Source organism: Actinoallomurus liliacearum, from assembly GCF_039542035.1.
Lineage (GTDB): Bacteria > Actinomycetota > Actinomycetes > Streptosporangiales > Streptosporangiaceae > Actinoallomurus > Actinoallomurus liliacearum.
Genome location: NZ_BAABHJ010000008.1, coordinates 450,953 through 476,564 on the forward strand (window position 1 = coordinate 450,953; position 25,612 = coordinate 476,564).

General features: G+C 71.7%; 24 protein-coding genes and 1 tRNA gene. 6 read left to right on the forward strand and 19 right to left on the reverse strand.

The features are described 5' to 3' along the window. The first annotated feature begins 12 nt into the window (after positions 1–12). The gene (locus tag ABD978_RS16820; protein ID WP_345354585.1) at positions 13–1,869 is read left to right on the forward strand and encodes a Wzz/FepE/Etk N-terminal domain-containing protein; all 1,857 of its coding nucleotides are present in this window, start codon (positions 13–15) and stop codon (positions 1,867–1,869) included. A gap of 13 nt (positions 1,870–1,882) precedes the next feature. On the opposite strand, the gene ABD978_RS16825 is transcribed toward ABD978_RS16820, so the two are convergent. After that, a complete protein-coding gene (locus ABD978_RS16825) occupies positions 1,883–2,779 on the reverse strand; it encodes a glycosyltransferase family 2 protein (protein WP_345354587.1) in 897 nt (298 codons plus the stop codon). 58 nt (positions 2,780–2,837) lie between these two features. On the opposite strand from ABD978_RS16825, the gene ABD978_RS16830 reads away from it, so the two are divergent. Next, entirely contained in the window at positions 2,838–3,299 is a 462-nt protein-coding gene (locus tag ABD978_RS16830) for a PPOX class F420-dependent oxidoreductase (protein WP_345354589.1), read from the forward strand. Between the two features lie 48 nt (positions 3,300–3,347). On the opposite strand, the gene cysN is transcribed toward ABD978_RS16830, so the two are convergent. The 9 genes from cysN to ABD978_RS16875 all read right to left on the reverse strand — a co-directional run bounded on the left by cysN (position 3,348) and on the right by ABD978_RS16875 (position 12,716). Further along, a complete protein-coding gene (gene cysN / locus ABD978_RS16835) occupies positions 3,348–4,610 on the reverse strand; it encodes a sulfate adenylyltransferase subunit CysN (RefSeq protein ID WP_345354591.1) in 1,263 nt (420 codons plus the stop codon). Further along, positions 4,611–5,540, reverse strand: coding sequence for a sulfate adenylyltransferase subunit CysD (gene cysD / locus ABD978_RS16840; protein WP_345354593.1), 930 nt, complete (start codon positions 5,538–5,540; stop codon positions 4,611–4,613). Between the two features lie 22 nt (positions 5,541–5,562). Beyond that, on the reverse strand, positions 5,563–6,333 hold the full coding sequence (locus ABD978_RS16845) for a 3'(2'),5'-bisphosphate nucleotidase CysQ (RefSeq protein ID WP_345354595.1): 771 nt from the start codon (positions 6,331–6,333) through the stop codon (positions 5,563–5,565). A 17-nt stretch (positions 6,334–6,350) separates the two neighbouring features. Then, positions 6,351–7,829, reverse strand: coding sequence for a sugar transferase (locus tag ABD978_RS16850; RefSeq protein ID WP_345354598.1), 1,479 nt, complete (start codon positions 7,827–7,829; stop codon positions 6,351–6,353). A 269-nt stretch (positions 7,830–8,098) separates the two neighbouring features. Then, positions 8,099–8,686 (reverse strand): aminoacyl-tRNA hydrolase, encoded by a 588-nt coding sequence (pth, locus tag ABD978_RS16855; RefSeq protein ID WP_345354600.1) that lies wholly within the window; start codon positions 8,684–8,686, stop codon positions 8,099–8,101. A gap of 388 nt (positions 8,687–9,074) precedes the next feature. Then, on the reverse strand, positions 9,075–9,716 hold the full coding sequence (locus ABD978_RS16860) for a 50S ribosomal protein L25/general stress protein Ctc (protein ID WP_345354602.1): 642 nt from the start codon (positions 9,714–9,716) through the stop codon (positions 9,075–9,077). A gap of 181 nt (positions 9,717–9,897) precedes the next feature. Next, a complete protein-coding gene (locus ABD978_RS16865) occupies positions 9,898–10,878 on the reverse strand; it encodes a ribose-phosphate diphosphokinase (protein WP_345354604.1) in 981 nt (326 codons plus the stop codon). Between the two features lie 13 nt (positions 10,879–10,891). Continuing rightward, a complete protein-coding gene (gene glmU / locus ABD978_RS16870; RefSeq protein ID WP_345354606.1) occupies positions 10,892–12,340 on the reverse strand; it encodes a bifunctional UDP-N-acetylglucosamine diphosphorylase/glucosamine-1-phosphate N-acetyltransferase GlmU in 1,449 nt (482 codons plus the stop codon). Positions 12,341–12,644: 304 nt separating this feature from the next. Continuing rightward, positions 12,645–12,716: transfer RNA gene (locus ABD978_RS16875), tRNA-Gln, on the reverse strand. A 348-nt stretch (positions 12,717–13,064) separates the two neighbouring features. Here ABD978_RS16875 and ABD978_RS16880 point away from each other — a divergent pair. The 3 genes from ABD978_RS16880 (at position 13,065) to ABD978_RS16890 (ending at position 15,288) form a co-directional block, all read left to right on the forward strand. Further along, complete coding sequence (locus ABD978_RS16880; protein WP_345354608.1) at positions 13,065–14,006, forward strand: acyl-CoA desaturase; 942 nt, start codon at positions 13,065–13,067, stop codon at positions 14,004–14,006. A gap of 147 nt (positions 14,007–14,153) precedes the next feature. Further along, a complete protein-coding gene (locus ABD978_RS16885; RefSeq protein ID WP_345354610.1) occupies positions 14,154–14,855 on the forward strand; it encodes a TetR/AcrR family transcriptional regulator in 702 nt (233 codons plus the stop codon). A gap of 133 nt (positions 14,856–14,988) precedes the next feature. After that, positions 14,989–15,288: a hypothetical protein gene (locus ABD978_RS16890; RefSeq protein ID WP_345354614.1), complete on the forward strand. Its 300-nt coding sequence runs from the start codon at positions 14,989–14,991 to the stop codon at positions 15,286–15,288. A gap of 74 nt (positions 15,289–15,362) precedes the next feature. Here ABD978_RS16890 and ABD978_RS16895 read toward each other — a convergent pair whose 3' ends face one another. After that, a complete protein-coding gene (locus ABD978_RS16895; protein WP_345354616.1) occupies positions 15,363–15,737 on the reverse strand; it encodes a VOC family protein in 375 nt (124 codons plus the stop codon). 119 nt (positions 15,738–15,856) lie between these two features. Between ABD978_RS16895 and ABD978_RS16900 the strand changes: the two genes are divergently transcribed. Next, positions 15,857–16,357, forward strand: coding sequence for a MarR family winged helix-turn-helix transcriptional regulator (locus tag ABD978_RS16900; RefSeq protein WP_345354618.1), 501 nt, complete (start codon positions 15,857–15,859; stop codon positions 16,355–16,357). Positions 16,358–16,406: 49 nt separating this feature from the next. On the opposite strand, the gene ABD978_RS16905 is transcribed toward ABD978_RS16900, so the two are convergent. The 8 genes from ABD978_RS16905 to ABD978_RS16940 all read right to left on the reverse strand — a co-directional run bounded on the left by ABD978_RS16905 (position 16,407) and on the right by ABD978_RS16940 (position 25,582). Then, positions 16,407–16,937: a DUF488 domain-containing protein gene (locus ABD978_RS16905; protein ID WP_345354620.1), complete on the reverse strand. Its 531-nt coding sequence runs from the start codon at positions 16,935–16,937 to the stop codon at positions 16,407–16,409. Beyond that, entirely contained in the window at positions 16,937–18,052 is a 1,116-nt protein-coding gene (locus ABD978_RS16910) for an amidase (protein ID WP_345354622.1), read from the reverse strand. Before ABD978_RS16910 ends, ABD978_RS16905 begins: the two co-directional genes overlap by 1 nt. Before the next feature lie 92 nt (positions 18,053–18,144). After that, a complete protein-coding gene (locus ABD978_RS16915; RefSeq protein ID WP_345354624.1) occupies positions 18,145–19,257 on the reverse strand; it encodes an amidase in 1,113 nt (370 codons plus the stop codon). A 64-nt stretch (positions 19,258–19,321) separates the two neighbouring features. After that, positions 19,322–21,055: an ABC-F family ATP-binding cassette domain-containing protein gene (locus ABD978_RS16920; protein WP_345354626.1), complete on the reverse strand. Its 1,734-nt coding sequence runs from the start codon at positions 21,053–21,055 to the stop codon at positions 19,322–19,324. 160 nt (positions 21,056–21,215) lie between these two features. Beyond that, a complete protein-coding gene (locus ABD978_RS16925; RefSeq protein WP_345354628.1) occupies positions 21,216–22,706 on the reverse strand; it encodes a serine/threonine-protein kinase in 1,491 nt (496 codons plus the stop codon). A gap of 167 nt (positions 22,707–22,873) precedes the next feature. Continuing rightward, the gene (locus ABD978_RS16930; protein WP_345355926.1) at positions 22,874–23,761 is read right to left on the reverse strand and encodes a 4-(cytidine 5'-diphospho)-2-C-methyl-D-erythritol kinase; all 888 of its coding nucleotides are present in this window, start codon (positions 23,759–23,761) and stop codon (positions 22,874–22,876) included. A gap of 11 nt (positions 23,762–23,772) precedes the next feature. Next, positions 23,773–24,636: a 16S rRNA (adenine(1518)-N(6)/adenine(1519)-N(6))-dimethyltransferase RsmA gene (gene rsmA, locus ABD978_RS16935; RefSeq protein WP_345354630.1), complete on the reverse strand. Its 864-nt coding sequence runs from the start codon at positions 24,634–24,636 to the stop codon at positions 23,773–23,775. A gap of 106 nt (positions 24,637–24,742) precedes the next feature. After that, the gene (locus tag ABD978_RS16940) at positions 24,743–25,582 is read right to left on the reverse strand and encodes a TatD family hydrolase (RefSeq protein ID WP_345354632.1); all 840 of its coding nucleotides are present in this window, start codon (positions 25,580–25,582) and stop codon (positions 24,743–24,745) included. Between the last annotated feature and the right edge of the window lie 30 nt (positions 25,583–25,612).

The window sequence follows — 25,612 nt, forward strand, 5'->3', positions numbered from 1 at the left end:
CCACGCAGTCAGATGGACGCCACGGCCACGGGGGGCTCGCGAGAGCTCGCGGACTACCTGGCAATGCTCAAACGCCGCTGGTGGGTGGTCGTCGCCGCAGCGGCGCTCGGCGTCGCGGTGGCGGCGATGCTCGTCGTCGTCATGCCCAAGACGTACTCCGCGTTCGCCGTCGTCAACGTCACCCCCACGAAGCTGGACAGCGGCAGCCAGTCCGGCAAGCAGCAGGACATCAACCTGCAGACCGAGGCGCAGCGCGTCCGCTCGTACGACGTCGCCGAGCGGGTGGCCCGTGACCTGCACACGAAGGAGACCCCGACCGCGCTCAGCGCGTCCGTGTCGGTGAACGTCCCGAACGACTCGACGGTCATCTACATCACCGTCAACGCCTCGACCGCCGCGGACGCCCGCGACCGCGCGCACGCCTTCGCCCAGGCCTACCTGGACGACCGCCGCGACAGCGCCACCACCGTGCTGATGACCCAGATGACGGCTCTCCAGCGGCAGATCAACTCGCTGTCGAAGCAGCTGCGGACGATGACCGACAAGGTGCAGAAGAACCTGGTCGTCGCCCAGATGCAGGCCCTCAACAACAAGGCGTCCGACCTGCGCGTGACGGCCGCCAACGTGGACCCCGGCGAGATCATCACGGACGCGCGGCTGCCCACCTCGCCGTCCGACCCCAGTCTGACGAGGTACCTGCCCAGCGGTCTCGTCGGCGGCCTGCTGCTCGGTGTCGTGCTGGCCATCCTCCTGGACCGGACGGACAAGCGGGTGCGCACCGCCCACGACATCGAGCGCGTCCTCGACCTGCCGGTCCTCGTGGACATCCCGGCCAAACGCGGCCGGGAGGGCCTGGGCCTGCTGCCGGCGCGCAGCCGTACGGGGCAGAGCTTCCACGAGCTCTCCCACGTCCTCACCGCCACGCTGGGCCACGGCAACCACGTCCTCCTGGTCACCGGCGCGGCACCGGGCCGCGGCGGCAGCTTCGTCGCCGCCAACCTCGCGGCGGCGCTCGCCCGTACGGGCTCGGACGTCCTGCTGGTCTGCGCGGACCTGGGCTCCTCGGTGGCCGGCGAGCTCCTCGGCCTTCCGGAGGGGCCGGGTCTGTCGGAGGTGCTGCTCGGCTGGGCCGAACCGCGCGAGGTGATCCGCAAGAACCACGGCGCGCCGACGCTGAGCGCCATCACGGTCGGCGCGAACAGCGAACTGGCCGCCGAACTGCTGCAGCGCGAGCAGATGGACCGCCTGATCGGCTCCCTGCGGGAGGACTACCGCTTCACGGTCATCGAGGCCCCGTCCACCGAGCTGGGCGCGGACGCCCAGGCGCTGGCGGACCTGGCGGACGCCGCGCTCATGGTGGTCGAGATCCCCCTCGCGCGCTACGCCCAGATACGGGACGGGGTCCGGCGCATCGACCGGATGGGCGCCGCGGTGATGGGCGCGGTCGTACTGCCCGTACAGGACGACAAGGTGGCGCCGCCGCCGTCCCGGCCCCTGCCGGCCCGTACCCCGCCGCCGCTGCGCGAGCGGCCGGTCGTTCCGCCGCCGAAGCAGAACAAGTACGAGGCCATCGAGGACGCGCCGACGGTGCTCGACATGGTGGCCGTGTCCGACGAGGGCGCCCCGCCGCCGAAGGGCCGGCGGCACCGCCCCGAGCCGCTCCCGCCCGCGTCCGGCGAGGAGGCCGCCCGGCCCCAGGCGCCGACGCGCTCCACCGGTCAGCCCCGGTCCGACCTGGCCCGCTCCGTCGACCCGGCCCGGTCGGCCGAGGCGGCCCCGCGCACCGACGGCGCCGAGTCGGCACGGCCGGCACCGGCCGACAACAGCGCGGCGGAGACGGCCGCGAACCCCAAGGTCACCTGGACCTGAGCCTCGCCGCGGGTCAGATGCCCCGGCCGCGGGCGTGCAGTGTCAGCAGGACGCGCTTGCCCGAGACGGCGCCGCTGGCCACCGCGAGCGCGAACGGCACCCGCCGTTCCTTCCAGTTGGCCCGCATCGCCCGTCCGGCCCAGCGCACGGCCTCCCGTCGCCGGCCGATGGTGGCGCAGCCGAACGCGATCTGTCCGTACACCCGCCCGGCCGCGGCCGGGGACCGGCCGATCTCCGGGTAACGGTCGAGGAACCATCGCAGGGCCTCGACCTTCGTCTCCCACGCCTGCGCGTAGTAGGACGTCTGGCCGAACAGCACGCGGACGTACGGCCGGTCGACGTTGACGATCGGGTACCGGCGGGCGGCGCGCAGCGCCAGGTCCCAGTCCTCGCCCTGGCCGCCCGGGATCGTCTCGTCGACCATGCCGATGTCGATCAGCGCCTCGCGCCGGGCGACGTACGTCGAGGAGTGCACGCTCATCACGCGGTCGCCGACGAGGTCGTCGAAGAGGACCCGGTCGGCGCCGGCCAGGCGGGGCACCTCCCGGCCGTTGAAGTCGACCAGGATGCCGCAGCTGGCGAGGACCGCGTCGGGCTCGGCCTCCAGGGCGGCGACCTGGGCCGCCAGCTTGCCGGGCAGCCACACGTCGTCGTCGTCGCAGGCGGCCACCAGGTCGGTGTCGAGCGCGAGGATCCCGGTGTTGCGGCTGCCGGGGAGGCCGGGCGTACGGGTGTTGGCGAGCACCTCGACCCGGTCGCCCGCCAGGCTCAGGTCGGGCTCGGCCCGGTCGTACACCACCACGACGCGGACCTTCCCGTCGTAGTCCTGGGCCAGCACCGACTCGATCGCCTTGCGCAGCAGTTGGGGACGGTTGTGAGTGGGGATGACCACTCCCACGGAGGGCAGCACGCGCAGAGTCTAGGGTGCTGCACGTAATCATGAGCAGCGTCCGGAAAGGTGATGTCACGTGGCTCCGAGGATCGCGACCGCCGAGCGAGTAGACCGTGCCCAGTTGCTGGAGTTCCTGCGTCCCCGGCACCACGGGTTGTTGTCGACCCTACGGGCGAGCGGCCGGCCGCAGATGTCGCCCGTGACGTGTGGCGTGGACGCCGACGGGCGAATCGTCGTCTCCACGTATCCCGCGCGCGCCAAGGCCCGGAACCTGCGGCGGAACGAGCAGGTGTCGATCTGTGTCGTGTCCGACGACTGGGACGGGCCGTACGTCCAGGTCGACGGGCGCGCCGAGGTGCTCGACATGCCGGAGGCGCTGGACGGGCTGGTGGAGTACTACCGCTGCATCGCCGGCGAGCACCCCGACTGGGACGAGTACCGCGAGGCGATGCGGCGCCAGGACAAGTCGCTGATCCGCATCCACATCGAAGAGTGGGGACCGATCGCGACCGGCGGTTTCCCGCCCGAGCGGACCTGATCCGAGCGCGTACGGGCCCGGCCCCGTCTGGGGGCCGGGCCCGTACGGCTAGCGGTTCTCCATGATCATGCCGGCGCCGACGGTCGCGTTGGTGGCCTCGTCGATGAGGATGAACCCGCCGGTGCCGCGGTTACGGGAGTAGTCGTCGGCGAACAGCGGCTGGGTGACGCGCAGCCGCACCCGCCCGATCTCGTTGAGCTCCAGGCGCTCGGCGTCCTCGTGCCGGTGCAGCGTGTTGACGTCGAGCCGGTACTGCAGCTCCTTGATCATCGCCCTGGCGGTGCGGGTGGTGTGCTTGATGACCAGCTTGCCGCGCGGCACGAGCGGGCGTTCGTCGGACATCCAGCAGACCATCGCGTCGACGTCCTGAGTGACCTGCGGCCGGTTGTGCGGCCGGCAGATCATGTCGCCCCGGGAGATGTCGATGTCGTCCTCGAGCAGGAGCGTGACCGACATCGGCGGGAACGCCTCGTCCACCGGACCGTCGGCGGTGTCGATCCGCTTGATCCGCGTCGTCAGCCCGGACGGCAGGTGCATGACCTCGTCGCCGGGCTTGAGCACGCCGCCCGCGACCTGGCCGGCGTAGCCCCGGTAGTCGTGCAGCTCCGGGTCGGTGGACTTGTGCGGCCGGATGACGTACTGCACCGGGAACCGCACGTCGATGAGGTTCCGGTCGGAGGCGATGTGGACGTTCTCCAGGTGGTGCAGCAGCGACGGACCGTCGTACCAGGGCATGTTGGCCGACCGCTCGACGACGTTGTCGCCGTGCAGCGCCGAGATCGGGATGAACGTCAGGTCGCCGACCGACAGCTTCGCCGCGAAGGACGTGAACTCGTCCTTGATCCGCTCGAACGTCGCCTCGTCGTAGTCGACGAGGTCCATCTTGTTGACCGCGAGCACGAGGTGCGGCACCCGCAGCAGCGTCGCCAGGAACGCGTGGCGGCGCGACTGCTCCAGGATGCCCTTCCGGGCGTCGATCAGGACGATCGCCAGGTCGGCGGTCGAGGCGCCGGTCACCATGTTCCGGGTGTACTGGATGTGCCCGGGGGTGTCGGCGATGATGAACTTGCGCCGGGGCGTGGCGAAGTAGCGGTAGGCGACGTCGATGGTGATGCCCTGCTCCCGCTCGGCGCGCAGGCCGTCGGTCAGCAGGGCGAGGTTGGTGTAGTCCTCACCCCGGTCGCGGCTGGTGCGTTCGACGGCCTCGAGCTGGTCCTCGAAGATCGACTTGGAGTCGAACAGCAGGCGCCCGATGAGGGTGGACTTGCCGTCGTCGACCGAGCCCGCGGTGGCGAGCCGCAGAATGTCCATTTAGAAGTAGCCCTCCCGCTTGCGGTCCTCCATGGCGGCCTCGCTGGTGCGGTCGTCGGCGCGGGTCTGACCGCGCTCGGTGACCCGCGTGGCGGCGATCTCGGCGATGACCTCGTCCAGGCCGACCGCGGTCGACTCGACGGCACCGGTGCAGCTCATGTCGCCGACCGTGCGGTAGCGGACCATCGCCTCGAAGGCCGGCTCGTCGTCACCCCGGTTGGAGTACGGGCTGTCGGCGAGCAGCATGCCGTCGCGTTCGAAGACCGTGCGGGTGTGGGCGTAGTAGATCGAGGGGATCTCCAGGCCCTCCAGCCGGAGGTAGTCCCAGATGTCGAGCTCGGTCCAGTTCGACAGCGGGAAGACCCGGACGTGCTCGCCCTGGCGGATCCGGGTGTTGTAGAGGTTCCACAGCTCGGGCCGCTGGTTCTTCGGGTCCCACTGGCCGAAGTCGTCGCGGAAGGAGACGACGCGCTCCTTGGCGCGGGCCTTCTCCTCGTCGCGCCGGGCCCCGCCGAACGCGGCGTCGAACCGGTGCTCCTCGATGGCGTCCAGCAGGGTGGTGGTCTGCAGGCGGTTCCGGCTGGCCCGCCGGCCGGTCTCCTCGACCACGCGGCCCTTGTCGATGGACTCCTGCACGGACGCGACCACGAGGCGGACGCCGAGCTCGGCGACCCGGCGGTCGCGGAACTCGATGACCTCGGGGAAGTTGTGGCCGGTGTCGACGTGCATGACCGGGAACGGGACCGGTGCCGGCCAGAACGCCTTCTCGGCGAGGCGCAGCATGACGATGCTGTCCTTGCCGCCGGAGAAGAGCAGGACGGGCCGTTCGAACTCCGCCGCTACCTCCCGGATGATGTGGATCGATTCGGACTCCAGGACGCCGAGCTGAGACGTCCGGTAGTCACGGGTGTCAGCGGTGCTGCGCTGCATGTGGTGCCGCTCCCGGGTTCGCTTACGAGACCGCCCGGATGCCGGCGAGCAGCGTTGGCGCCAAATCCGGGTGGCAAACCAGGATATCCGGCAGCAGGGTGTTCTCATTGTTGTAGGTCAGGGGTGACCCGTCGATGCGGGAGGCGTGGGCGCCCGCCGCTAGGGCGACCGCGACCGGCGCCGCGGAGTCCCATTCGTACTGACCGCCCGCGTGCACGTAGGCGTCGACGTCGCCGAGGAGCACCGCGGCGACCTTCGCGCCCGCCGATCCGATCGGCATGACCCGCACGTCCGGCTCGACCTCGTCGACGAGCCGGTCGAGGAACGCCGGCGGGCGGCTGCGGCTGGCCGTCATCCGGATCTGCGCGGGGTCGCGCAGCGGAGGCAGCGACGGCGGTTCGGCCGTGGAGAGCGTGCGGCCCTGGGCGGGCAGCGCGACGGCCCCGGCGGTGAGCCGCCCGGTGCCGTCGCCGTCCCGCTCCCAGAGCGCGACGTGCACGGCCCAGTCGGACCGTCCCTCCTCGCCGTACTCGTACGTGCCGTCCAGCGGGTCGACGATCCACACGCGGTCGGCGTCGATGCGGGCGAGGTCGTCCTTGCCCTCCTCGCTGAGGACGGCGTCACCGGGACGCTGCCGGGCGAGCGCCTCGGTCAGGCACAGGTGCGCCTCCCGGTCGCCGGTGTCCCGCAGTCTTCGTACGTCGGCGAAGCCGGACTCCGCGCGCAGGCGCAGCAGCAGCGCTCCCGCCTCGGTTGCCAGATCCCTGGCGAGGGCGTGGTCGTCGTGGATCACGTACTTCTCTCTACACGTCAGTAGGCACCGGAACCGTGCAGGACGGCGGCCCAGGTCCTCCAGAGGATCTGCAGGTCGAGGGTCAAGGACCAGTTCTCGACGTAACGCAGATCCAGGCGCACGGATTCCTCCCAGGTCAGGTCCGCCCGTCCGCTCACCTGCCACAGACCGGTCATGCCCGGTCGTACGACGAGGCGGCGGCGCACGTCATCACCGTACTGTGCGACCTCGTCGGGCAGCGGCGGGCGGGGGCCGACCAGCGACATGTCGCCCCACAGCACGTTGAACAGCTGGGGCATCTCGTCAAGGGAGTAGCGCCGCAGCCAGGTCCCCATCCGGGTGACCCGCGGATCGTTCTTGATCTTGAACAGGACGCCGTCGTGCTCGTTGAGCTGCAGGAGTTCGGCCTTGCGCCGTTCGGCGTCGACGACCATCGTCCGGAACTTCAGCACGGTGAACTCGCGGCCGTCCTGGCCGACCCGGACCTGGCGGAACAGCGCGCGGCCGGGGCTCTCCAGCCGGATGGCGATCACGATGGCGGCCAGAAGCGGCCACAGGACCATCAGCGCCGCGGCCGCGACGGTGCGGTCGAACGCGTTCTTGATGAGCCGGCGGACGCCGCTCAGCTCGGGGTGCTCGACGTGCAGGAGCGGCAGCCCGGCGACCGGGCGGATGGAGGTGCGCGGCCCGGCGACCTCCATGAGCGCCGGTGCGACGACGAGGTCGACGTCGTCCTTCTCGAGCTGCCAGGCGAGGCGGCGAAGGGCCACGCCGTCCAGCTCGGGACAGGCGAGCACGGCGACGGTGTCGGCGTGCACCGCCTCGACGGTACCGGCGATCCGGGCGAAGTCACCGGCGACCCGTACGCCCTCGATCTCGCGGACCGCGTCGTCGCCCGAGGCGAGCATCGGCGGGAGACAGGCGGCGACGATCTGCATGCCGTGCTGGGGTTCGCGGCGCAGCTGCCGTACCAGGTCGGCCACTGCGGCCCGGTGCCCGGCGGCCACGACGCGGCGCATGCACTCACCGGCCTTGCGCCGCCGATGCAGCCGCTTGCGGAGCTGGTACCGCGCGACCAGGTCGAGTCCCGTGGTGAGGGGCAGCGCCACGATGACGTAGCCGCGGGCGACGTCGATCTTGGTGGCGTACGCGAGGATCGCCACGGTGGCGGTCAGCGAGAAGCCGGCCTGGATGATCCGGCGGAACTCCTCGGAGCCGACGCCGATGAGCCGGTGCTCGTACGCGCGCGCCATGCCGAGCACGCCGGTCCACAGGAAGGGCAGGACGAGGCTCAGTCCGATGTAGGGAGTGCTCCACGGGTCGCCGAAGGTCGGGTAGCGGAACCGCGCGACGAAGGCGAACAGGCCCGCGAGCAGGGCGACGAGAAAGTCGACACACCAGGCCTGCCGCGCGTAACCGGAGCTCCATGACTGGATCCGCGAACGACTGCCGTGGGCGGCCTGGGCCTCGGGCCACGCTTCTCCGACGACCGCCATTTCACCCCTCGCCGAGGTAACACACACGGGACTCTGCTGAAGCAGGACGCCCAGGGGTCACGAGAGGTTCACACGTTCCGGCAAAAATCGCCCGTCATGTCACACGAGGACCGGTGGGCGTCAAAACAGTGATCTTTCGGGCGGCGACCGCCGGGACGGCACCGTGGCTCCTGGGGGTACACCTGGCACGATAGAGACCTAGAACGCGCAGAGGGGCCGAAACCACGTAATCGCCGGTACGTGTCGAGTTCGCCCGGGAGAGAGTTCTTCTAAGCAGTGTGAAAGATGTTCTGCGCGCGGTCCAGGCCGTCCGTGAGCAACGACTCCGTCGCGTCGGCGGCGCGCTCGGTGTTCAGGTCGAGCTCCTTGCGCTCGGCCGCGGCGAAGTCGCGCAGCACGAACACCGCGGCGTCCATGCGGCCGGGCGGCCGGCCGATCCCGAACCTGACCCGTAGGTAGTCACGCCCGCCGAGCGCCTTGGTGATCGAGCGCAGGCCGTTGTGCCCGTTGTCGCCGCCACCGCGCTTCAGGCGCAGCGTGCCGTAGGGGATGTCGAGCTCGTCGTGCACGACGACGACACGCTCGAGCGGCACCTTGTAGAAGTCGCGCAAAGCCTTTACGGGGCCGCCGGACTCGTTCATGTACGACCGGGGCTTGGCGAGCACGACCCGGAGCCCGGCGAGCCGTCCCTCGACGACCTCGGCACGCGCCTTGTGCGCCTTGAACCGGCCGCCCATCCGCGCGGCCAGCACGTCGAGGACCATGAAGCCGGCGTTGTGCCGGTTGCCGGCGTACTCGGGGCCCGGGTTGCCGAGCCCGACGACGAGCCAGGGAGCGTCCGCGCCCACGTCCGGCATCACCGACCACCCTCCGACACATCAGAGCCCGCGCGTGGACCGCCGGGCCTGTCCGACGCCCATTCCGCACGGGCTCGACGCGCCCCGTCCGGGGGCGCTCACACACTCACCGATGACGGGGCGTCGCGCGGCGAACCCGCCGCCGAACACCCCGGAAGCAGGCCGGGACCCACGTCCGCGCGGGCCTGCGCCCACACGCCGACACGGCTCGCGGCCACCTCGTCGCCGGCGAACCGACACGGGAGCCTACGCCCGCACGCCGACACGGCTCGCGGCCGCCTCGTCGCCGGCGAACCGACGCGAGTCGCGGCCGCACGGTCGCCGGGCACACCGACGCGGACCATGCCGGTCGGCGCCACGGCGACGGCCGACGCCCGAGAGGGCGCTGTTACTCCTCGCCGCCCTGCTCCGCGGTCTCGCCCTCGGCGGCGGCGGGAGCCTCGGCGGGCGCCTCGGCCTCGCCGGTGGTCGCCGCCTCGATCTGCTCGGCGGTCGGCGACGGCAGCACGTGCAGCACCAGGGCCTCCTCGTCGGCGCCCAGCGTCGCACCCGCCGGCAGCTTGAGGTCCTTGGCGAGGACCTGCGTGCCGACCTCCAGGCCCTCGACGTCGACCTCGACCGCCTCGGGAAGGTGGGTCGCCTCGGCCTCGAGAGCCACCTGCACGAGCTGCTGGTCGAGCAGGCCGCCCGGCGCCACCTCGCCCGTCACCTGGACCGGAACCTCAACGGTGACCTTCTCGCCGCGCTTCACGACGAGCAGGTCGACGTGCTCGAGGAAGCCCTTGAGCGGGTCGCGCTGGACGTCCTTCGGCAGCGCGAGCTCGGCGCCGTCCCCAAGGCCCTCCACGCGCAGCAGCACGTTGGGCGTCTTGAGGGCGAGCATCAGCTCATGGCCGGGCAGCGTGATGTGCTTCGGGTCGGTGCCGTGTCCGTACAGAACAGCGGGCACCTTGCCGGCCCTGCGAGCGCGCCGGGCGGGGCCCTTACCGAATTCGGTGCGGGGCTCGGCGGCAATGCGTACCTCGGACACGGCGAAAACTCCTCGCTCAAATGAAGCTTGTCAGTACAAGTCGACGCAAGTAACGTCGAAGATCATCGATGCTCCTCGCGGCCGGACTCAGAGTGGGCGAGCCCATGGAGGCAGCGTCGGACGCACACGGTCTCCCAAGTTTAGCCGATCGGCGTTCCGGTTCGTGCCGGGGGACGAAATCTCAGCTGTGGCCGCCGAAGAGGCTGGTCACCGAGCCGTCGCTGAACACCTCACTGATCGCCCGGGCCAGCAGCGGCGCGATCGACAGCACGGTCAGCTTGTCGAACCGCTTGTTGTCCGGGATCGGCAGCGTGTTGGTGAGAACGACGTCGGAGATCCGGGAGTTCTTCAGCCGGTCGACGGCGGGCCCGGACAGCACGCCGTGGGTCGCGGCCACCACGACCCGGGCGGCGCCCTCCTCGAACAGCGCGTCGGCCGCCTTCACGATCGTGCCACCGGTGTCGATCATGTCGTCGACGACGACACAGGTGCGCCCGGCGACCTCGCCGACGACGTCGAAGACCTTCACCTCGTTCGCGACCTCGGGGTCGCGCCGCTTGTGGATGATGGCCATCGGGCAGCCGCCCAGCTCGTCGCTCCAGCGCTCGGCGACGCGCACCCGCCCGGCGTCCGGCGCGACCACCGTCACCTGCTCGGTGTCGAGCTTGGCGCCGATGTGCCGGGTGAGGATCGGCAGGGCGAACAGGTGGTCCACCGGGCCGTCGAAGAAGCCCTGGATCTGCGCGGTGTGCAGGTCGACCACCATCAGCCGGTGCGCGCCGGCCGTCTTGAACAGGTCGGCCATCAGCCGCGCGGAGATCGGCTCCCGGCCGCGGTGCTTCTTGTCCTGCCGGGCGTACCCGAAGAAGGGCGCGACGACCGTGATCCGCTTGGCCGACGCGCGCTTGAGCGCGTCGACCATGATCAGCTGCTCCATGATCCACTGGTTGATCGGCGCGGTGTGGCTCTGCAGCACGAAGGCGTCCGAGCCGCGCACCGACTCGTTGAACCGCACGAACGTCTCACCATTCGCGAAGTCGTACGCCGACGTGGGCGTCGGCTCGACGTCGAGGGCCTCGGCCACCTCTTCGGCGAGCTCGGGGTATGCCCGGCCGGAGAAGAGCATCAGCTTCTTCTCGCCCGTCGCCTTGATCCCTGTCACGCGTACAGTCTCCCTACTCGCTGTCCTGGCCGTCCTGCTCGCGGGCGCGCTGGGCCGCCTCCGCGGAGGGGGTGCCGGCGCGCCTGCGCTCGACCCACCCCTCGACATTGCGCTGGCGGGCACGCGCGACCGCCATGGCGCCCGGCGGCACGTCGTTCGTGATCACCGAACCGGCCGCGGTGTACGCGCCGTCGCCGATCGTGACCGGAGCGACGATCATGTTGTCGCTGCCGACCTTGACGTGGTCGCCCACGACGCTGCGACTCTTGGTCACGCCGTCGTAGTTGACGAAGACGCAGGCGGCGCCGATGTTGGTGCCTTCGCCGATCTCCGCGTCGCCGACGTAGGTCAGGTGGGGCACCTTGCTGCCCTCGCCCACCACGGCGTTCTTCGTCTCGACGTACGTGCCGATCTTGGCCTTGCGGGCGAGCCGGGTGCCCGGCCGCAGGTACGCGAAGGGGCCGACGCTGACCTCCGGGCCGATCTCGGCGGAGACGCACACGGCGTTCACGACGACGGCGTCCTCGCCCACGGACGTGTCGGTCAGCGTGCAGTTCGGGCCGATCCGGGCGCCCGCCGCCACGTGGGTGGCGCCGTGGAGCTGCGTGCCCGGCTCGATCACCACGTCGGGCTCGAGCGTCACCTGCACGTCGACCCACGTGGACAGCGGGTCGACGATCGTGACCCCGGCGCGCATGTGCGCCTCGAGCACACGGTCGTTGAGCTGGCGCCGCGCCTGGGCGAGCTGGACCCGGTCGTTGACGCCCTGCGTCTCGATCCAGTCGGCCGCCTTGTACGCGCCGGCCCGGTGGCCGTCCCCGCGGAGGATCCCGACGACGTCGGTGAGGTACTCCTCGCCGCTGGCGTTGTCGGTGGTCACCCGGCCGAGCGCGTCCGCCAGGAGCTTGCCGTCGAAGACGTACATGCCGACGTTGATCTCGCGGATGGCGCGCTCGTCCGGCCCCGCGTCCTTGTGCTCGACGATCCCGGCCACCTCGCCGCCGGGGCCGCGCACGATGCGGCCGTAGCCGGTCGGGTCCGGTATCTCGGTGCTCAGGACCGTGACGGCGTTGCCCTCGGTCTCGTGCGCGCGGACCAGCTCGGCCAGTGTCTCGCCGCGCAGCAGCGGGTGGTCGCCGTTGGTGACGACGACGGTGCCGGTGAGCGCGCCGACCGTCTCGAGGACGATCCGGACCGCGTGGCCGGTGCCGTTCTGCTGCTCCTGGGTCACGGCGACCGCGTCCGGCGCGATCTCCGCGAGATGCTCGACGACCTTGTCCCGGCCGTGCCCGACGACCACCACGAGTCGCTCGGGCCGCAGGTCTCGGGCTGCGGCGAGGACGTGCCCGACCAGGCTGCGCCCACCCAGTTCGTGCAGGACCTTGGGGATGGTACGGGACTTCATCCGGGTGCCCTCGCCCGCGGCGAGGACGATGACGGCTGCGGGGCGGCTCATGGTCACGCGACCACCTCACCGGACGGCTCGGTGATGTGCTGGTGACATGGCATCGCCCGGTGGCTCGCTCCGCTCACTGGAGGAGGCTCCTCGGCGTCGCTGACAGGTTCGAAGCCGGGCGCGGACGTCTGGGAGACCTCCGGCGAGGGTGCCGGCCTGCGAAGAGACGGGGTCGCAGGCCCGTAACCCGCCCGACACCCGAAGGATACCGCCCGCGGGCGGACCCCATGCGCCCCGGTCAGGGACGCGGAGCGGCGAAGCCGAGGTCACCAGGCCTCCGGGGAACGCGGAGGCCCGGTGGAGAAAAGGGCTCCGGCGCCTGGATTCGAACCAGAAATAAAGGGACCAAAACCCTCCGTGATGCCGATTTCACCACGCCGGATCGCCGCCGCGGCATCGCCTGCCGCACGGCACCCCTAACGATAGCGGTTGCCTCGTCAGGCGGCGCGCCCGTTTCGATCAAGCCGGGAGCGCGGCCGCGACCGGCCGCCGGAGCCGAGGCCGGGGCACGCCCGGGACCGGCCGCCGGAGCCGAGGCCGGGGCACGCCCGGGACCGGCCGCCGGAGCACCGCTGTCGCCAAAGGAGCTAAGTGGCGACTTGCGGGTTGGCAACCCTCGTGTGACCGACACGACATGTTTGCGGAAATCCCGTCGGGCATCTACCTAACTTACGCCGCCGTAGGTTACGGTTGCGTAGCCGTAAGTTTCCCGATGGGCAGGAGGAACCGCATGACCATAGCCCCGTCCGCGCCACCTCGACCGCAGGCCCTACCCGAGTTCGAAGCGAAGCCCAAGGGCGTTTTCGAACGCGTCCTGCTGGCCGTCTTCATCGCGGTACCGCTCCTCGCCGTCGCGGCGGCCGTGCCGTTCGCCTGGGGCTGGGGTCTCGGTTGGAGCGACGTGGCCATCACCGTGGTGATGTACACGGTGACCGGCCTGGGAGTGACTGTCGGCTACCACCGGCACTTCACCCACAAGTCGTTCAAGGCCAAGCGTCCGCTGCGCATCGCGTTGGCCCTCGCCGGCAGCCTCTCGATCGAGATGAGCGTGATCGACTGGGTGGCCACCCACCGCCGCCACCACAAGTACTCCGACAAGGAGGGCGACCCGCACTCGCCGTGGCGGTTCGGCGGCGACTGGAAGGCGCTGTCCAAGGGCCTGATCTGGGCGCACATGGGCTGGCTGTTCGACGCCCGACGCACCTCGCCGGCGAAGTTCTGCCCCGACCTGGTGGCCGACAAGGACATCCGCCGCATCAGCCGGGTCTTCCCCGGTCTCGTCGCCGTCTCGATGCTCCTGCCGGCCCTGCTGGGCGGCCTGATCACGATGTCCTGGTGGGGCGCGCTGACCGCCTTCTTCTGGGGCTCTCTCGTGCGCGTCTCCCTGCTGCACCACGTCACCTGGGCCATCAACTCCATCTGTCACGTGATGGGCGACGAGGTCTTCGACTCGCGGGACAAGGCGAAGAACGTCTGGTGGCTGGCGATCCCGTCGTTCGGCGAGTCCTGGCACAACCTGCACCACGCGGACCCGACGTGCGCCCGGCACGGCGTACTCAAGGGCCAGATGGACATCAGCGCGCGGCTGATCTGGATGTTCGAGAAGCTCGGCTGGGTCTCCGATGTTCGTTGGCCGAACGAGCAACGTCTCGCCGCAAAGCGGATATCGTAAGCGAAACTAACAGTCTCACACGGCGCCGCCTGCGGTCGGGAGTCCAGGGCCGCCAGGGAAGAGCGAGCAGTGAGCGTAGCCAACGATTCGGTTGCTACCGCGACAATTGAGAACGTGAGCGAACCCCCACGGTCACGCCGGAAGCGTATGACCGGAAAAGAACGACGGGAACAGTTGCTCGACATCGGCCGGACACTCTTCGCCGAACGCGGATTCGACGGCACCTCCATAGAGGAGATCGCCAGCGTGGCGGGAGTGTCCAAGCCGGTGGTGTACGAGCACTTCGGCGGCAAAGAGGGCCTGTACGCGGTCGTCGTCGACCGTGAGATGGAGCGACTGCTCGACCTGGTCACCAAGGCGCTCGTCGGCGGGCACCCGCGCCAGAAGATCGAACGCGCGGCCCTCGCACTCCTCGAGTACATCGAGGACAGCAGCCAGGGCTTCCGCATTCTGGTCCGCGACTCGCACGCCGCCTCGGCGACGGGAACGTTCGCCAGCCTCCTCAGCGACATCGCCAACCAGGTCGAACACATCCTCGGGGACGAGTTCAAGGAGAAGGGCTACGACCCCAAGGCGGCCCCGCTGTACGCCCAGGCGCTCATCGGGATGGTCGCGATGACCGGCACCTACTGGCTGGACGTGCGCAAGCCCAAGCGCGAGGAGGTCGCCGCCCACCTGGTGAACCTCGCCTGGAACGGCCTGTCCGGGCTGGAGCCGAAGCCGCACCTCACGACGGATTACAAGGCCCGCCAGAAAGAGCTGAAGGCCAAGGCGAAGGAAGCCGCCAAAGAGGCCAAGGAGCAGGCCCGGGCCGCCCGCCGCAACGGCGTCGACCCCGCCGCCATCTGACCCTCCGTAGCCGTTCTGTCACACCCGGCCCCTACCGTGTTCGCGACAAGCGACGGTGACGGGCTCTCGCCCGGCGCGGGCCGCCCGCCCTCGCGGGCGACGATCCGCCGTCGGCGGATCCAGGAGGTGGGCAGTGCCATACCGATCCGGCGACTCCGGCCACGGCCGCGTCGGCCACCGGCCGCGCGGCGGGGCGGCCGAGATCTCTCGAGGCGCGGGCCGCACGGCCGACACGTCGGGTGACGCCTGCGCGACGCGACTCACCGAGAGCCTCGAGGACGCCGTTCTGGCGCTCGACGCCCAGCCGGCCGGCTTCGAGGACGCGGTCCGCAAGATCGAGCACGTCGAGGAGTTGCGGCGGATCCTCGGCATCCTGCTCGACGTGCTGGCCGACTGGGAGATGCTGGCCGATCGGGAGGCGCGCGGCCCGTGATCGACGTCCGTGTGGGGCCGTCCGCGCGACGTCGCCCGCCCGGTCCGCGGGCGGCGCCGCGGAGTGGGATCGGCTCAGGCCGCCTCGCTCGGCTGGAGGAACTCCAGGCGGTTCCCGACGGGGTCGTCGACGTAGCAGCGGCGGTACCCGGGCAGCAGGTCGTCGGGCCGGACCTGGTGACCGGCCGCCCGGAGCCGGTCGACGAGCGCGTCCAGGTCGCGCACGAGGATCCCCGGATGGGCCTTCCTGGCGGGCCGGAAGTCGGCCTCGGCGCCGATGTGGACCTCGACGCCCGGCGCACGGAACCACGCCCCGCCGCGCGCCGCCAGGGCCGGCGGTTTGGGCACCTCGGTGAGGCCCAGGATGCCCGCGTAGAACTCCCGCATCCGCGGCTCCGTGCCCGGCGGGGCCGCGAGTTGTACGTGGTGCAGTCCGATCAGGAGGCTCATCCCCGCACTCCCTCCGCCGGCGTCCGAGGTGGAACAACCGGAACCCCATATCTCTTGATGTCGAGACAGATGCTCCCGGCGTCGATATCTCGATGTCAAGACAGGTAAGGTGATCGATTGTGGAGGACGAGGTAGACCGGCTGGTCGAGGCATGGCACGCGGAGCGTCCGGACCTCGACGTGGAGCCCCTGCACGTCCTCAGCCGGGTCTCCCGCCTCGCCCGGCACCTCGACCGTGCCCGGCGGGCGGTGTTCGCCGCCCACGGGATGGAGTCGTGGGAGTTCGACGTGCTGACCGCGCTGCGGCGCGCGGGCCCGCCGTACGAGCTGAGCCCCGGTCGGCTGCTCCACGCCACCCTCGTGACCTCCGGGACGATGACCAACCGGATCGACCGCCTGGAGTCCGCCGGTCTCGTCCGCCGCAGCCCCGACCCCCACGACAAGCGCGGCGTCCTCGTCCGGCTGACCGACGCGGGCCGCACCCGGGTGGACGCCGCGTTCGCCGACCTCGTCGACCGGGAACGCGACCTGCTCGGTGCCCTCAGCCCCGGCGACCGCCGCACGCTCGCGAACCTCCTGCGTTCCCTGCTGATCCCCTTCGACACCGACCCGGCCGCCTGACCGCCGTCGGGCCGTCAGGCCGTCGCCAGGGTTTGCTTCCCGCCCGAGGTCAGATCAGCGGCTCCTGGCCGCCGTCGTACACGAGGAGCCCGTCGTCGCGGACGCGGGCCCCCGGCGCGGGCGTGTGCGGCGTGAGACGCCCGTCGTGCATGAGGTGGACGACCGGCACCTGCCGGACCAGGACGAGGTAGTCGGCGATCAACCGGCGGTGGCAACGCCACCACACGCTCTCGCTGCACATCACGGCCTGCCGGCGGTCCTCCGCCAACAGCGCGTCGACCGCCGTCCCGAACTCCTCGGTGCGCATGTGGGCGGCGTAGCCGCGGAACATCTCCTCGCGCCAGAAGACGTCGGGCGAGTCGGCGGGCGGCCGCCGGAAGCCGCCGAGACGCTTGTCCCATCGGTAGCCGATCCCACGCTCGGGCAGCCAGCGCTCCAGCTCGTGCCGCGCGACGTGGGGGTTGCGGCGGCTGCCGGGCGCCGTACGCACGTCCACCAGCAGCTCGACACCGGCCGCGCCGAGGAGCTCGGCGATCCGGTCCGCCGACGCGGTGCCGTGCCCGAAGGTGAGAACGGCCATCAGCGCAGGGCGGCCTCGACCGCCGCGCCGATGGCCAGCAGCCGCTCCTCACCTCCGGCCGGCCCGACGAGTTGCAGCGAGGCGGGCAGGCTCGTGCCGGCCACCGGCACGGGCAGCGCCAGCGCCGGATGGCCGGAGAGGTTGAACGGCAGGGTGAGCTCGGTCAGGTCGACCTCGCGCTCGGCGCCGATCCGGGGCGGCGGCTGGGAGATCGTGGGCAGCGCGAGCACCGGATAGTGCGCGAGGAGCTTGTCGAACAGGTCGCGCGTCGCCCCCTGGGTGGCGTACGCCTCGTCGAACAGCCCGTCGGTGACGAGGGCGCCGCGTTCGATGCGCCGGCGGATGCGGGCGCTCATCCGGTCCGGGTAGGCGAGCAGGCCGCGGTGCTCGCGGTGGCCCTCCCCCCGGATCAGCGTGTTGCCGGCGGACAGGGCCTCCTGCCAGACGTCGACGGGTTCGTCGACGAACGTCAGACCGGCCGCGCGCAGCGCGGCGTCGACGGCGGCGTCCACCGCCGGGTCCACCGCCACGCCCTCGGGGCGCAACCGTCCCACGGTGGCTCCGGGCTCGTACGGCTCCGGCGTGAATCCGGGCTCGATCAGCCGCATGCCCAGCGCGACCGCCGCCACGTCACGGCCGAGCGGTCCCACGGTGTCCAGTGACGGCGCGAACGGGAAGACGCCCGCGAGCGACACCCGGCCGTGGGTGGTCTTCAAGCCGGCGACTCCGCAGCAGGCCGCGGGGATGCGCACCGACCCGCCCGTGTCGGTGCCGAGCGCGACATCGGCCTCGCCGGTCGCCACGGCCACCGCCGAGCCGCTGGAGGAGCCGCCCGGCACCCGTTCCGGATCGACCGGGTTCACCGGGACGCCCGTCCACGGGTTGATGCCGTCGGCGGCCCGGCACAGCTCGGTGAGGTTCGTCTTGCCGACGATCCGAGCGCCCTGCGCGCGGGCTGCGGCGACGCACGGGGCGTCCGCGTCGGCCGGCGCCGCCCGGTCCCCGATGACGGGGCAGGCCGCCGTCGTCGGCACTCCGGCGACGTCGATGGCGTCCTTGACGGCGAGCCGCGGGCCGTCTCCGGGTGCCTCCATCCGCAAGAGCCACGTCGTCACGATCCGCCTCGCCCGCTCGCCATCGCCAAGGTCACGGACTCATCTTGCCCGTCCCGCCACGGATCCGACAGCCCCGACCGCCCGCGACCGGCTCAGGACAGCGCGGCCGCCAGGGCGGCGGCGACGCCGCACAGCATCTCCTCGCTCCCCGCCGGCCCGACGAGCTGCACGGCGGTCGGCAGATGGGATCCGGGCAGCGGCACCGGCAGCGCGAACACCGGCAGCCCGGCGAGGTTGAACGGCGCGGTGAGCACGCACAGCAGCAGGTCGTCGTCGCCCGCCGGCGGGGGCGGCGCCACCGTCGGCAGGACCGGCAGGGCGAGGACCGGGTGCCGCTTGAACAGGGTGTCCAGCTCCGCGCGAATGGCGCGCTGGGTCGCCTCGGCCCAGCCCCGCTTGCCCTTGGCGTCGGCCTTCAGGCCGTTGACCCGCCGGTAGATCCGCTCGCTGAGCCGGCTCGAGTCGGCCAGAAGGTGACCGTTGTGCCGGTAGGCCTCCTCGCCGACGAACGCCCCGTTGGCCAGGACTGCGTCGACGAAGTGCGCGCAGGTCTCGTCGACGATCCTGAAGGCGCGGCGCAGCGCGGCGTCCACGGCCGCGTCGATCGCCGGCTCCGCCACTCCCGGGATCCGCAACCTGCCGACCGTCATCCCCGGGTCGTACGGGGCGGGGGTGAAGCCCGGCTCGATCAGTCCCATTCCCAGCGTCACCCCGGCGACGTCCCTGGCCATCGGGCCGACCACGTCGACCGAGGGCGCCAGCGGATGAACGCCGTCGAGCGGCACCCGGCCGTACGTCGTCTTCAGCGACGCGATGCCGCAGCAGGCGGCCGGGATCCGTACCGACCCGGCGGTGTCCGTGCCGAGCGCCACGTCCGCCTCCCCGGTGGCGACCGCCACGGCCGATCCGCTGGACGAGCCGCCGGGGACCCTGGAGGGGTCCAGCGGGTTCACCGGGGTGCCGAACCAGGGGTTCACGCCGTCCGCGCCGAGGCACAGCTCGGTCAGGTTCGTCTTACCGACGATCCGGGCGCCCTGAGAGCGTGCGGTCGCGACGACCGCGGCGTCGGCCGCCGCCGGCTCGGCGCGGTCGGCGACGGCGGGGCTGCCCGCGCTCGTCGGCGTGCCCTTGACGTCGATCGCGTCCTTGACCGCCAGCCGCGGCCCGTCACCCACGTCGTCCAACCGCATCATCCATGTCGCCATGGAATGCGATCATGGCGGGATCGAGCGGCGAAGAACACCCCTCATTACTACTTGGTAGGGCGGTCTACGCCTCATCAGCGAGGACGAGCCACTGCTCCTCGATCTCCTCGCGTTCGGCCCGCACCGTTTTCAGCTCCGCGTCAAGCCGCAGCAGCTTCTCGTGGTCGGTGGCGTGCGCGGCCATCAGCTCGTGCAGCTCCGCCTCGCGGTCGCCGAGCTTCTCGATGCGCCGTTCCAGCCGGTCGAGCTCCTTCTTCGCCTGCCAGGAGTTCTTGGCGGGCTTCGGCTCGGCGGCCCGTACGGGCTGGGGTTCCGGCGTCGAACGGCTCCGCCGGTCGAGGTACTCGTCGACCCCGCCGGGCAGCATTGACAGCCGGCCGTCGCCCAGCAGCGCGACGACGTGGTCGCTGACCCGCTCCAGGAAGTACCGGTCGTGGCTGACCAGGACGAGGGACCCGGGCCAGCCGTCCAGCAGGTCCTCCAGCTCGGTCAGTATCTCGATGTCCAGGTCGTTGGTCGGCTCGTCGAGCAGGAGGACGTTCGGCTCGGCCATCAGCAGCCGCAGGAGCTGCAGGCGCCGGCGCTCGCCGCCGGACAGGTCGCCCACCGGGGTCCACTGGGCGTCGCCGCGGAAACCGAACCGCTCCAGCATCTGGCTCGCCGAGAACTCCCGCTTGCCGAGGCTGATGCGACGCTTGATCTCTTCGACCGACTCCAGGACGCGCCGCGCCGGGTCGAGTTCGCCGAGCTCCTGTGACAGGTGCGCGAGCTGCACCGTCTTGCCCCGAACCACCCGGCCCGCGGCCGGCGCGACCGTCCCCTCCAGCAGCCGCAACAGCGTGGTCTTCCCGCTGCCGTTGACGCCGACGACGCCCACTCGGTCGCCGGGCCCGAGCTGCCACGTCAGGTGCTGGAAGATCGCGCGGTCGCCGACGCGCACGGTGACGTCCTCGACGTCGTACACCGTCTTGCCGAGCCGTGCCGTCGCGAACCGCACCAGCTCCACGGTGTCGCGGGCCGGCGGCTCGTCGGCGATGAGGGCGTTCGCGGCGTCGACCCGGAACTTCGGCTTCGACGTGCGGGCCTGTGGCCCCCGGCGCAGCCAGGCGAGCTCTTTGCGGAGGAGGTTCTGCCGCTTCTCCTCGGTGGAGGCGGCGATGCGGGCCCGCTCCGCCTTGGCGAGGACGTACGCCGAATATCCGCCCTCGTAGCGGTGCACCTGCCCGTCGGACACCTCCCAGGTGCGGTCGGTGACCGCGTCCAGGAACCACCGGTCGTGGGTGACGACGATGAGCGTCCGGTCCTTCAGGTGCCCGGCCAGCCAGGCGATCGCCTCGATGTCCAGGTGGTTGGTGGGCTCGTCCAGCACCAGCAGGTCGGTCTCGGGGACGAGCAGCCGGGCGAGCGCGACGCGCCGCCGCTCACCGCCGGACATGCCCTCGATGGGGCTGTCCAGGGAGACGCCGGGCAGCAGTCCCGCCAGGATCTCGCGGGCCCGGGCGTCCCCCGCCCACTCGTGCTCGGCCCGGTCACCGAACACGACCGAACGCACGGTCGCCCCCTCGGGAAAGGCGTCACGCTGCGTCAGGAAGCCCAGCCGCAGCCCGCGCGTCTGCGTGACCCGCCCGCTGTCGGGCTCGATGCGCCCGGCGAGCAGCGCGACCAGCGTGCTCTTACCCCCGCCGTTCCGGCCGACCACGCCGATCCGGTCACCGGCGGACACGCCGAGGGAGACATCGTCGAGCAGGGGAACCGGCCCGTACGCCTTACCGAGGCCTTCAACATTGATCAGATTCACGACGCCACCAAGGTTAGTCGCTCCCGCCGACCCGTCGGCCCCACGAAAACGCAATCCGAACCGGATCACGGATGCTGTCACCCACTGATCACTGGTGTCTGATGCGCCCTAACCGCACCGATCGCCAGTGGATCCGGGAAAGGGAGCGAGTTCGTCCTGGTCAGCGCCGGCGGCGGGGGGAACCCTTTCCCTTCGTCAACTGCAGGAGGCACTCGACGGCCCACTCCTGCAGTTCTTGATCGCCGATGCTCTCGGCGATCTGCAGTGCCTCTTCCAGCAGGCTCTCGGCGTGCGCGTGGGCGGAACGGCTGGCGGCACATGTCCCCAATCCGATCAGGGCGAGTACCTCATCCGCGCGGTTTCCCTCGTTGCGTGCGAGCCAGCGAACCCGCTGATAGAGCCACTCGGCCCGCACGTAGTCCGAACGCCCCTCGGCCGCGAAGCCGAGCTCGTACGCGGCGAGGGCCTCGATGACGCCGTCGCCCGTCTCCTGGGCGATGCCCGCCGCCTGCTCGAAGCAGTATTCGGCGCGGCGGGGATCGCCGGTGGCGGCCGCGCAGGTGCCCAGGCCATAGATACAGGCGGCCTCGATGTCACGTCGGCCGGTGGCGACGGCCAGCCGACGGCCCTCCTCGTAATGCCGGGCGGCGGTGTGGTGATCCTGCTGGGCCGCCGCCGCCTCGCCGACGCAGCGCAGCGCCCAGGCCACCTTGGCGGAATCGCCCTGTTCGGCGGCGATCCGGTGGAGTTCCCAGGCCGCGGTCATGGCCCGCACGAAATCGCCGTTCGCCAGCGCCTGCCGGAAGTCCTCGCGATGAGCGTCGTACCGTCGATCGTGCTCGGATTCGGGAGCCGGTCCGGGCCGGGCCGCCACCGGGCCTGACCGTGTGTGCTGGACGATCGCGCTCGCCGGCGGACGCCGCCGGGGATCCTTGCTCAGCGCCGCCGTCACGGTCGGCCGGACCTCCGCAGGCACACCATCGAGTTCCGGTTCACGGGTGAGCACGTTGTGCATCGTCTCGGCGGTCGTTCTCCCGCCGAAGCAGGATCGGCCGGTGGCGGCGAAGACCACCGTGGCACCCCACGCGAAGACGTCCGCGGCCGGCCCGGCCCGATGCCCCTCGAACATCTCGGGGGCCATGTATCCCGGTGTGCCGATGGCTCCCTGCGTCAGCCGCGTCGCGTCGAGGGTCTGCGCGATGCCGAGGTCGATGACCACCGGGACCCCGTCGGCCATCATGACGTTGCGCGGCGTCAGATCACGGTGGACGACGTCGGCCTCGTGGATCGTGGCAAGGGCCTCGGCCAGGCCCGTGTACACCGCCCGCAGCGCGTCGCCGGACAGCGGCCCGCGCTCGGTGACGATCGCGTGCAGCGACTTGCCCTGCACATAGCGCGTGACGATGTACGGGGTCGGGGACCGCAGATCCATTCCGACGAACTCGGCGACGTGCGGACTCTCCAGTCGCATCATCGCGGAGGCTTCGCGTTCCAGGCGTCGCAGGCCGTTCGCCTCGTCGGCGATGTGCGGGTGGATCACCTTGACCGCGACCGTGCGTCCGTCATCGTCAAGGGCGAGATAGACCGATCCCATGCCGCCTCGCCCCAGGAGCCTCAGCACCTCGTACGGGCCGACCCGCTCCGGCAGCATCGCCGCTCCCCCTAGGATTCCTCGCTACGGAACGGCCAGGCTACGATCTTCGCGCCCGCGGAGCCACCGGTGCTGAGACCTGGACGGCCTCCGGACAGGCGGTTCGGTCCCTGCGAGATCCCGTCCGCCGCCGTCGGCCGTCCCTCGGCGGGCGAGCCGGATTCGAGTCAGACGAGGGTGACGCCGGGGACGGGGCCGGAGACGGGGCGTACGGCGGCGAACCTGCCTGAGTCGTTCAGGGCGGCGGCGAGCTCGGCGGCGTGGTCGAGGGAGGCGGCGAGGAAGGCGCAGGTCGGACCGGAGCCGGACACCAGCGAGCCCAGGGCGCCCGCGGCACGGCCGACCGCGAGCGCGTCGCGCAGGGACGGGCGGAGGCTCAGCGCCGCCGGCTGCAGGTCGTTGTGCAGGGCCCGGCCGAGCGCCTCGGCGTCGCCGGTCTTCAGCGCGGCCATCAGGTCGTCCGACACCTGGGGCCACACGCTGTCCTGCTCCCCGGCGGCGCGCAGGCGGTCGCACTCGGCGTACACCGCGGGCGTGGACAGGCCGCCGTCGGCGTACCCGAACACCCAGTGGAACTCCCCCGTGACCTCGACCGGGGTCAGCCGCTCCCCCCGGCCCAGGCCGACGGCGGTGCCGCCGAGCAGGGCGAACGGGACGTCGCTGCCCAGCCGGGCGGCGAGCTCCAGCAGCGTCTCGCGGCCGAGCCGGGCCTCCCACAGCACGTCGCAGGCCAGCAGGGCGGCCGCCGCGTCGGCGCTGCCGCCGGCCATGCCGCCCGCGACCGGGATGTCCTTGCGGATGTGCAGCGCGACGTCCGGGCGCCTGCCGACGTGCTCGGCCAGCAGGGCGGCGGCGCGGGCCGCGAGATTGTCCGGGCCGGTCGGCACGCCCGCCGGGCCCTCGACCGTGACGCTGAGCGCGTCGGCCGGGGCGGCGGCCACCTCGTCGAACAGCGAGACGGCGTGGAAGACGTTGACGAGATCGTGGTAGCCGTCGTCGCGGACGGGGCCGACGCTCAGCTGGAGGTTCACCTTGGCGGGCACGCGCACGGTCACAGTGGTCACGATCAACCGATCGTAGGCGACGGGGGACGGTGCTCGGCGATACGGGTGAAGGCGGTGACGTCGAGGGCCTCGCCGCGGGCCGTGGGGTCGACTCCCGCGGCGCGCAGGGCCTCCTCCGCCGCCGCGGCCGAACCGGCCCAGCCGGCCAGCGCCGCGCGAAGGGTCTTGCGGCGCTGGGCGAACGCCGCGTCGATGACGGCGAACACCTCCTTGCGGGGGACCGCGCTCGTCGGTGGTTCGCGGCGGGTGAAGGCGACGAGCCCGGAGTCGACGTTCGGCGCGGGCCAGAACACCGCGCGGCCGACGTTCCCGGCGCGGCGGGCCCGGGCGTACCAGGCCATCTTCACCGACGGCACGCCGTACACCTTGCCGCCGGGGCCCGCAGTGAGCCGGTCGGCGACCTCGGCCTGCACCATGACCAGCCCGTGCCGGATGGACGGGAACGCCCCGAGCAGGTGCAGGACGACGGGCACCGCGACGTTGTACGGAAGGTTGGCGACCAGCGCGGTCGGCGGCGGGCCCGGCAGCTCGGTGACCCGCAGGGCGTCGGCGGGCACGACGTTCAACCGGTCGGCGAGGTCGGGAGCGCGCTCGGCGACGGTCTCGGGCAGCCGCTGCGCGAGGACCGGATCGACCTCGACGGCCACGACACGGCTGGCGACCGGCAGCAGCGCGAGGGTCAGCGAGCCCAGCCCGGGACCGACCTCCAGAACGACGTCCTCCGGTCCGACGTCGGCGTCGCGGACGATGCGCCGCACGGTGTTCGCGTCGATGACGAAGTTCTGTCCGAGGGTCTTGGTCGGCCGCAACCCCAGCCCACCGGCCAGCGCGCGGACATCCGCCGGCCCGAGAAGTCGTTCACCCACACGAATAGTGTCCCGTACGCGGGAGGGGCCCCGGCCCCCATCCCGTGATCACCGGCGATCGCCGCCCTCTACGGACAGCGAACACCAGCGATCACGCGTGCTGGGGCTACCAGGGGCCGAAGACGCGTTCGCCGTTGGCGGCGATGGCGGCGCACAGCTCGGCCAGGTCGACGCCCTTGGTCTCGGCGAGGCCGCGGACGGTGAGCGGGACGAGGTACGGGGCGTTCGGCTTGCCCCGGTGCGGCACCGGCGTGAGGTACGGCGCGTCCGTCTCGACGAGGATCAGGTCCAGCGGCGCCACGGCCGCCGCCTCCCGCAGGTCCCCGGCGTTCTTGAACGTGACGTTGCCCGCGAAGCTCATGTAGTAGCCGTGGTCGGCGCAGACCTTGGCCATCTCCCGGTCGCCGGAGAAGCAGTGGAAGACGACCTTGTCCGGCGGGCCCTCCTCCTCCAGGATGCGCAGCACGTCGTCGTGGGCGTCCCGGTCATGGATGACGAGGGCCTTGCCGGTGCGCTTGGCGATGTCGATGTGGGCGCGGAACGACCGCTGCTGGGCCTCGACCGCGGCCCAGTCGCGGTAGTAGTCCAGGCCGGTCTCGCCGACGGCGCGGACGTCCGGCAGCGCGGCGAGCTTGGCGATGTCGGCGAGGACGTCGGCGGTGGCGTCACCCGAGTCGTTCGGGTGGATCGCCACCGCGGCGTACACATCGTCGTACGTCGCGGCGGCGTCGGCGGCGTGCTGCGACGAGGCGAGGTCGTAGCCCACGGTCACGGCCCGCCGGATGCCGACCGAGTGGGCGGCGGCGAGCACCTCCGTGATCGGCACCTCGAGGATGTCCAGGTGACAGTGGCTGTCGAACACCTCGACCGGCAGGGGCTCGGGCAGCGGCGGGAACGCCGCGCCGCGGAACCCGTCCGACGTGTTCATCTCCGCCCCCTCGCTCATCTGAGCACCCTGCCCGGTGTCGCGGCCGGG

What these genes read in the sequence shown, in the direction of transcription:
- ABD978_RS16915 (WP_345354624.1), bottom strand. Translation starts at nt 19,257, where the DNA reads ATGGCGACATGGATGATGCGGTTGGACGACGTGGGTGACGGGCCGCGG.
- pth (WP_345354600.1), bottom strand. Translation starts at nt 8,686, where the DNA reads ATGCCGGACGTGGGCGCGGACGCTCCCTGGCTCGTCGTCGGGCTCGGC.
- ABD978_RS16905 (WP_345354620.1), bottom strand. Translation starts at nt 16,937, where the DNA reads ATGGCCGTTCTCACCTTCGGGCACGGCACCGCGTCGGCGGACCGGATC.
- ABD978_RS16820 (WP_345354585.1), top strand. Translation starts at nt 13, where the DNA reads ATGGACGCCACGGCCACGGGGGGCTCGCGAGAGCTCGCGGACTACCTG.
- ABD978_RS16895 (WP_345354616.1), bottom strand. Translation starts at nt 15,737, where the DNA reads ATGAGCCTCCTGATCGGACTGCACCACGTACAACTCGCGGCCCCGCCG.
- ABD978_RS16885 (WP_345354610.1), top strand. Translation starts at nt 14,154, where the DNA reads ATGACCGGAAAAGAACGACGGGAACAGTTGCTCGACATCGGCCGGACA.
- ABD978_RS16850 (WP_345354598.1), bottom strand. Translation starts at nt 7,829, where the DNA reads ATGGCGGTCGTCGGAGAAGCGTGGCCCGAGGCCCAGGCCGCCCACGGC.
- ABD978_RS16880 (WP_345354608.1), top strand. Translation starts at nt 13,065, where the DNA reads ATGACCATAGCCCCGTCCGCGCCACCTCGACCGCAGGCCCTACCCGAG.
- ABD978_RS16925 (WP_345354628.1), bottom strand. Translation starts at nt 22,706, where the DNA reads ATGCTGCCGGAGCGGGTCGGCCCGTACGAGGTGCTGAGGCTCCTGGGG.
- ABD978_RS16940 (WP_345354632.1), bottom strand. Translation starts at nt 25,582, where the DNA reads ATGAGCGAGGGGGCGGAGATGAACACGTCGGACGGGTTCCGCGGCGCG.
- cysD (WP_345354593.1), bottom strand. Translation starts at nt 5,540, where the DNA reads ATGCAGCGCAGCACCGCTGACACCCGTGACTACCGGACGTCTCAGCTC.
- cysN (WP_345354591.1), bottom strand. Translation starts at nt 4,610, where the DNA reads ATGGACATTCTGCGGCTCGCCACCGCGGGCTCGGTCGACGACGGCAAG.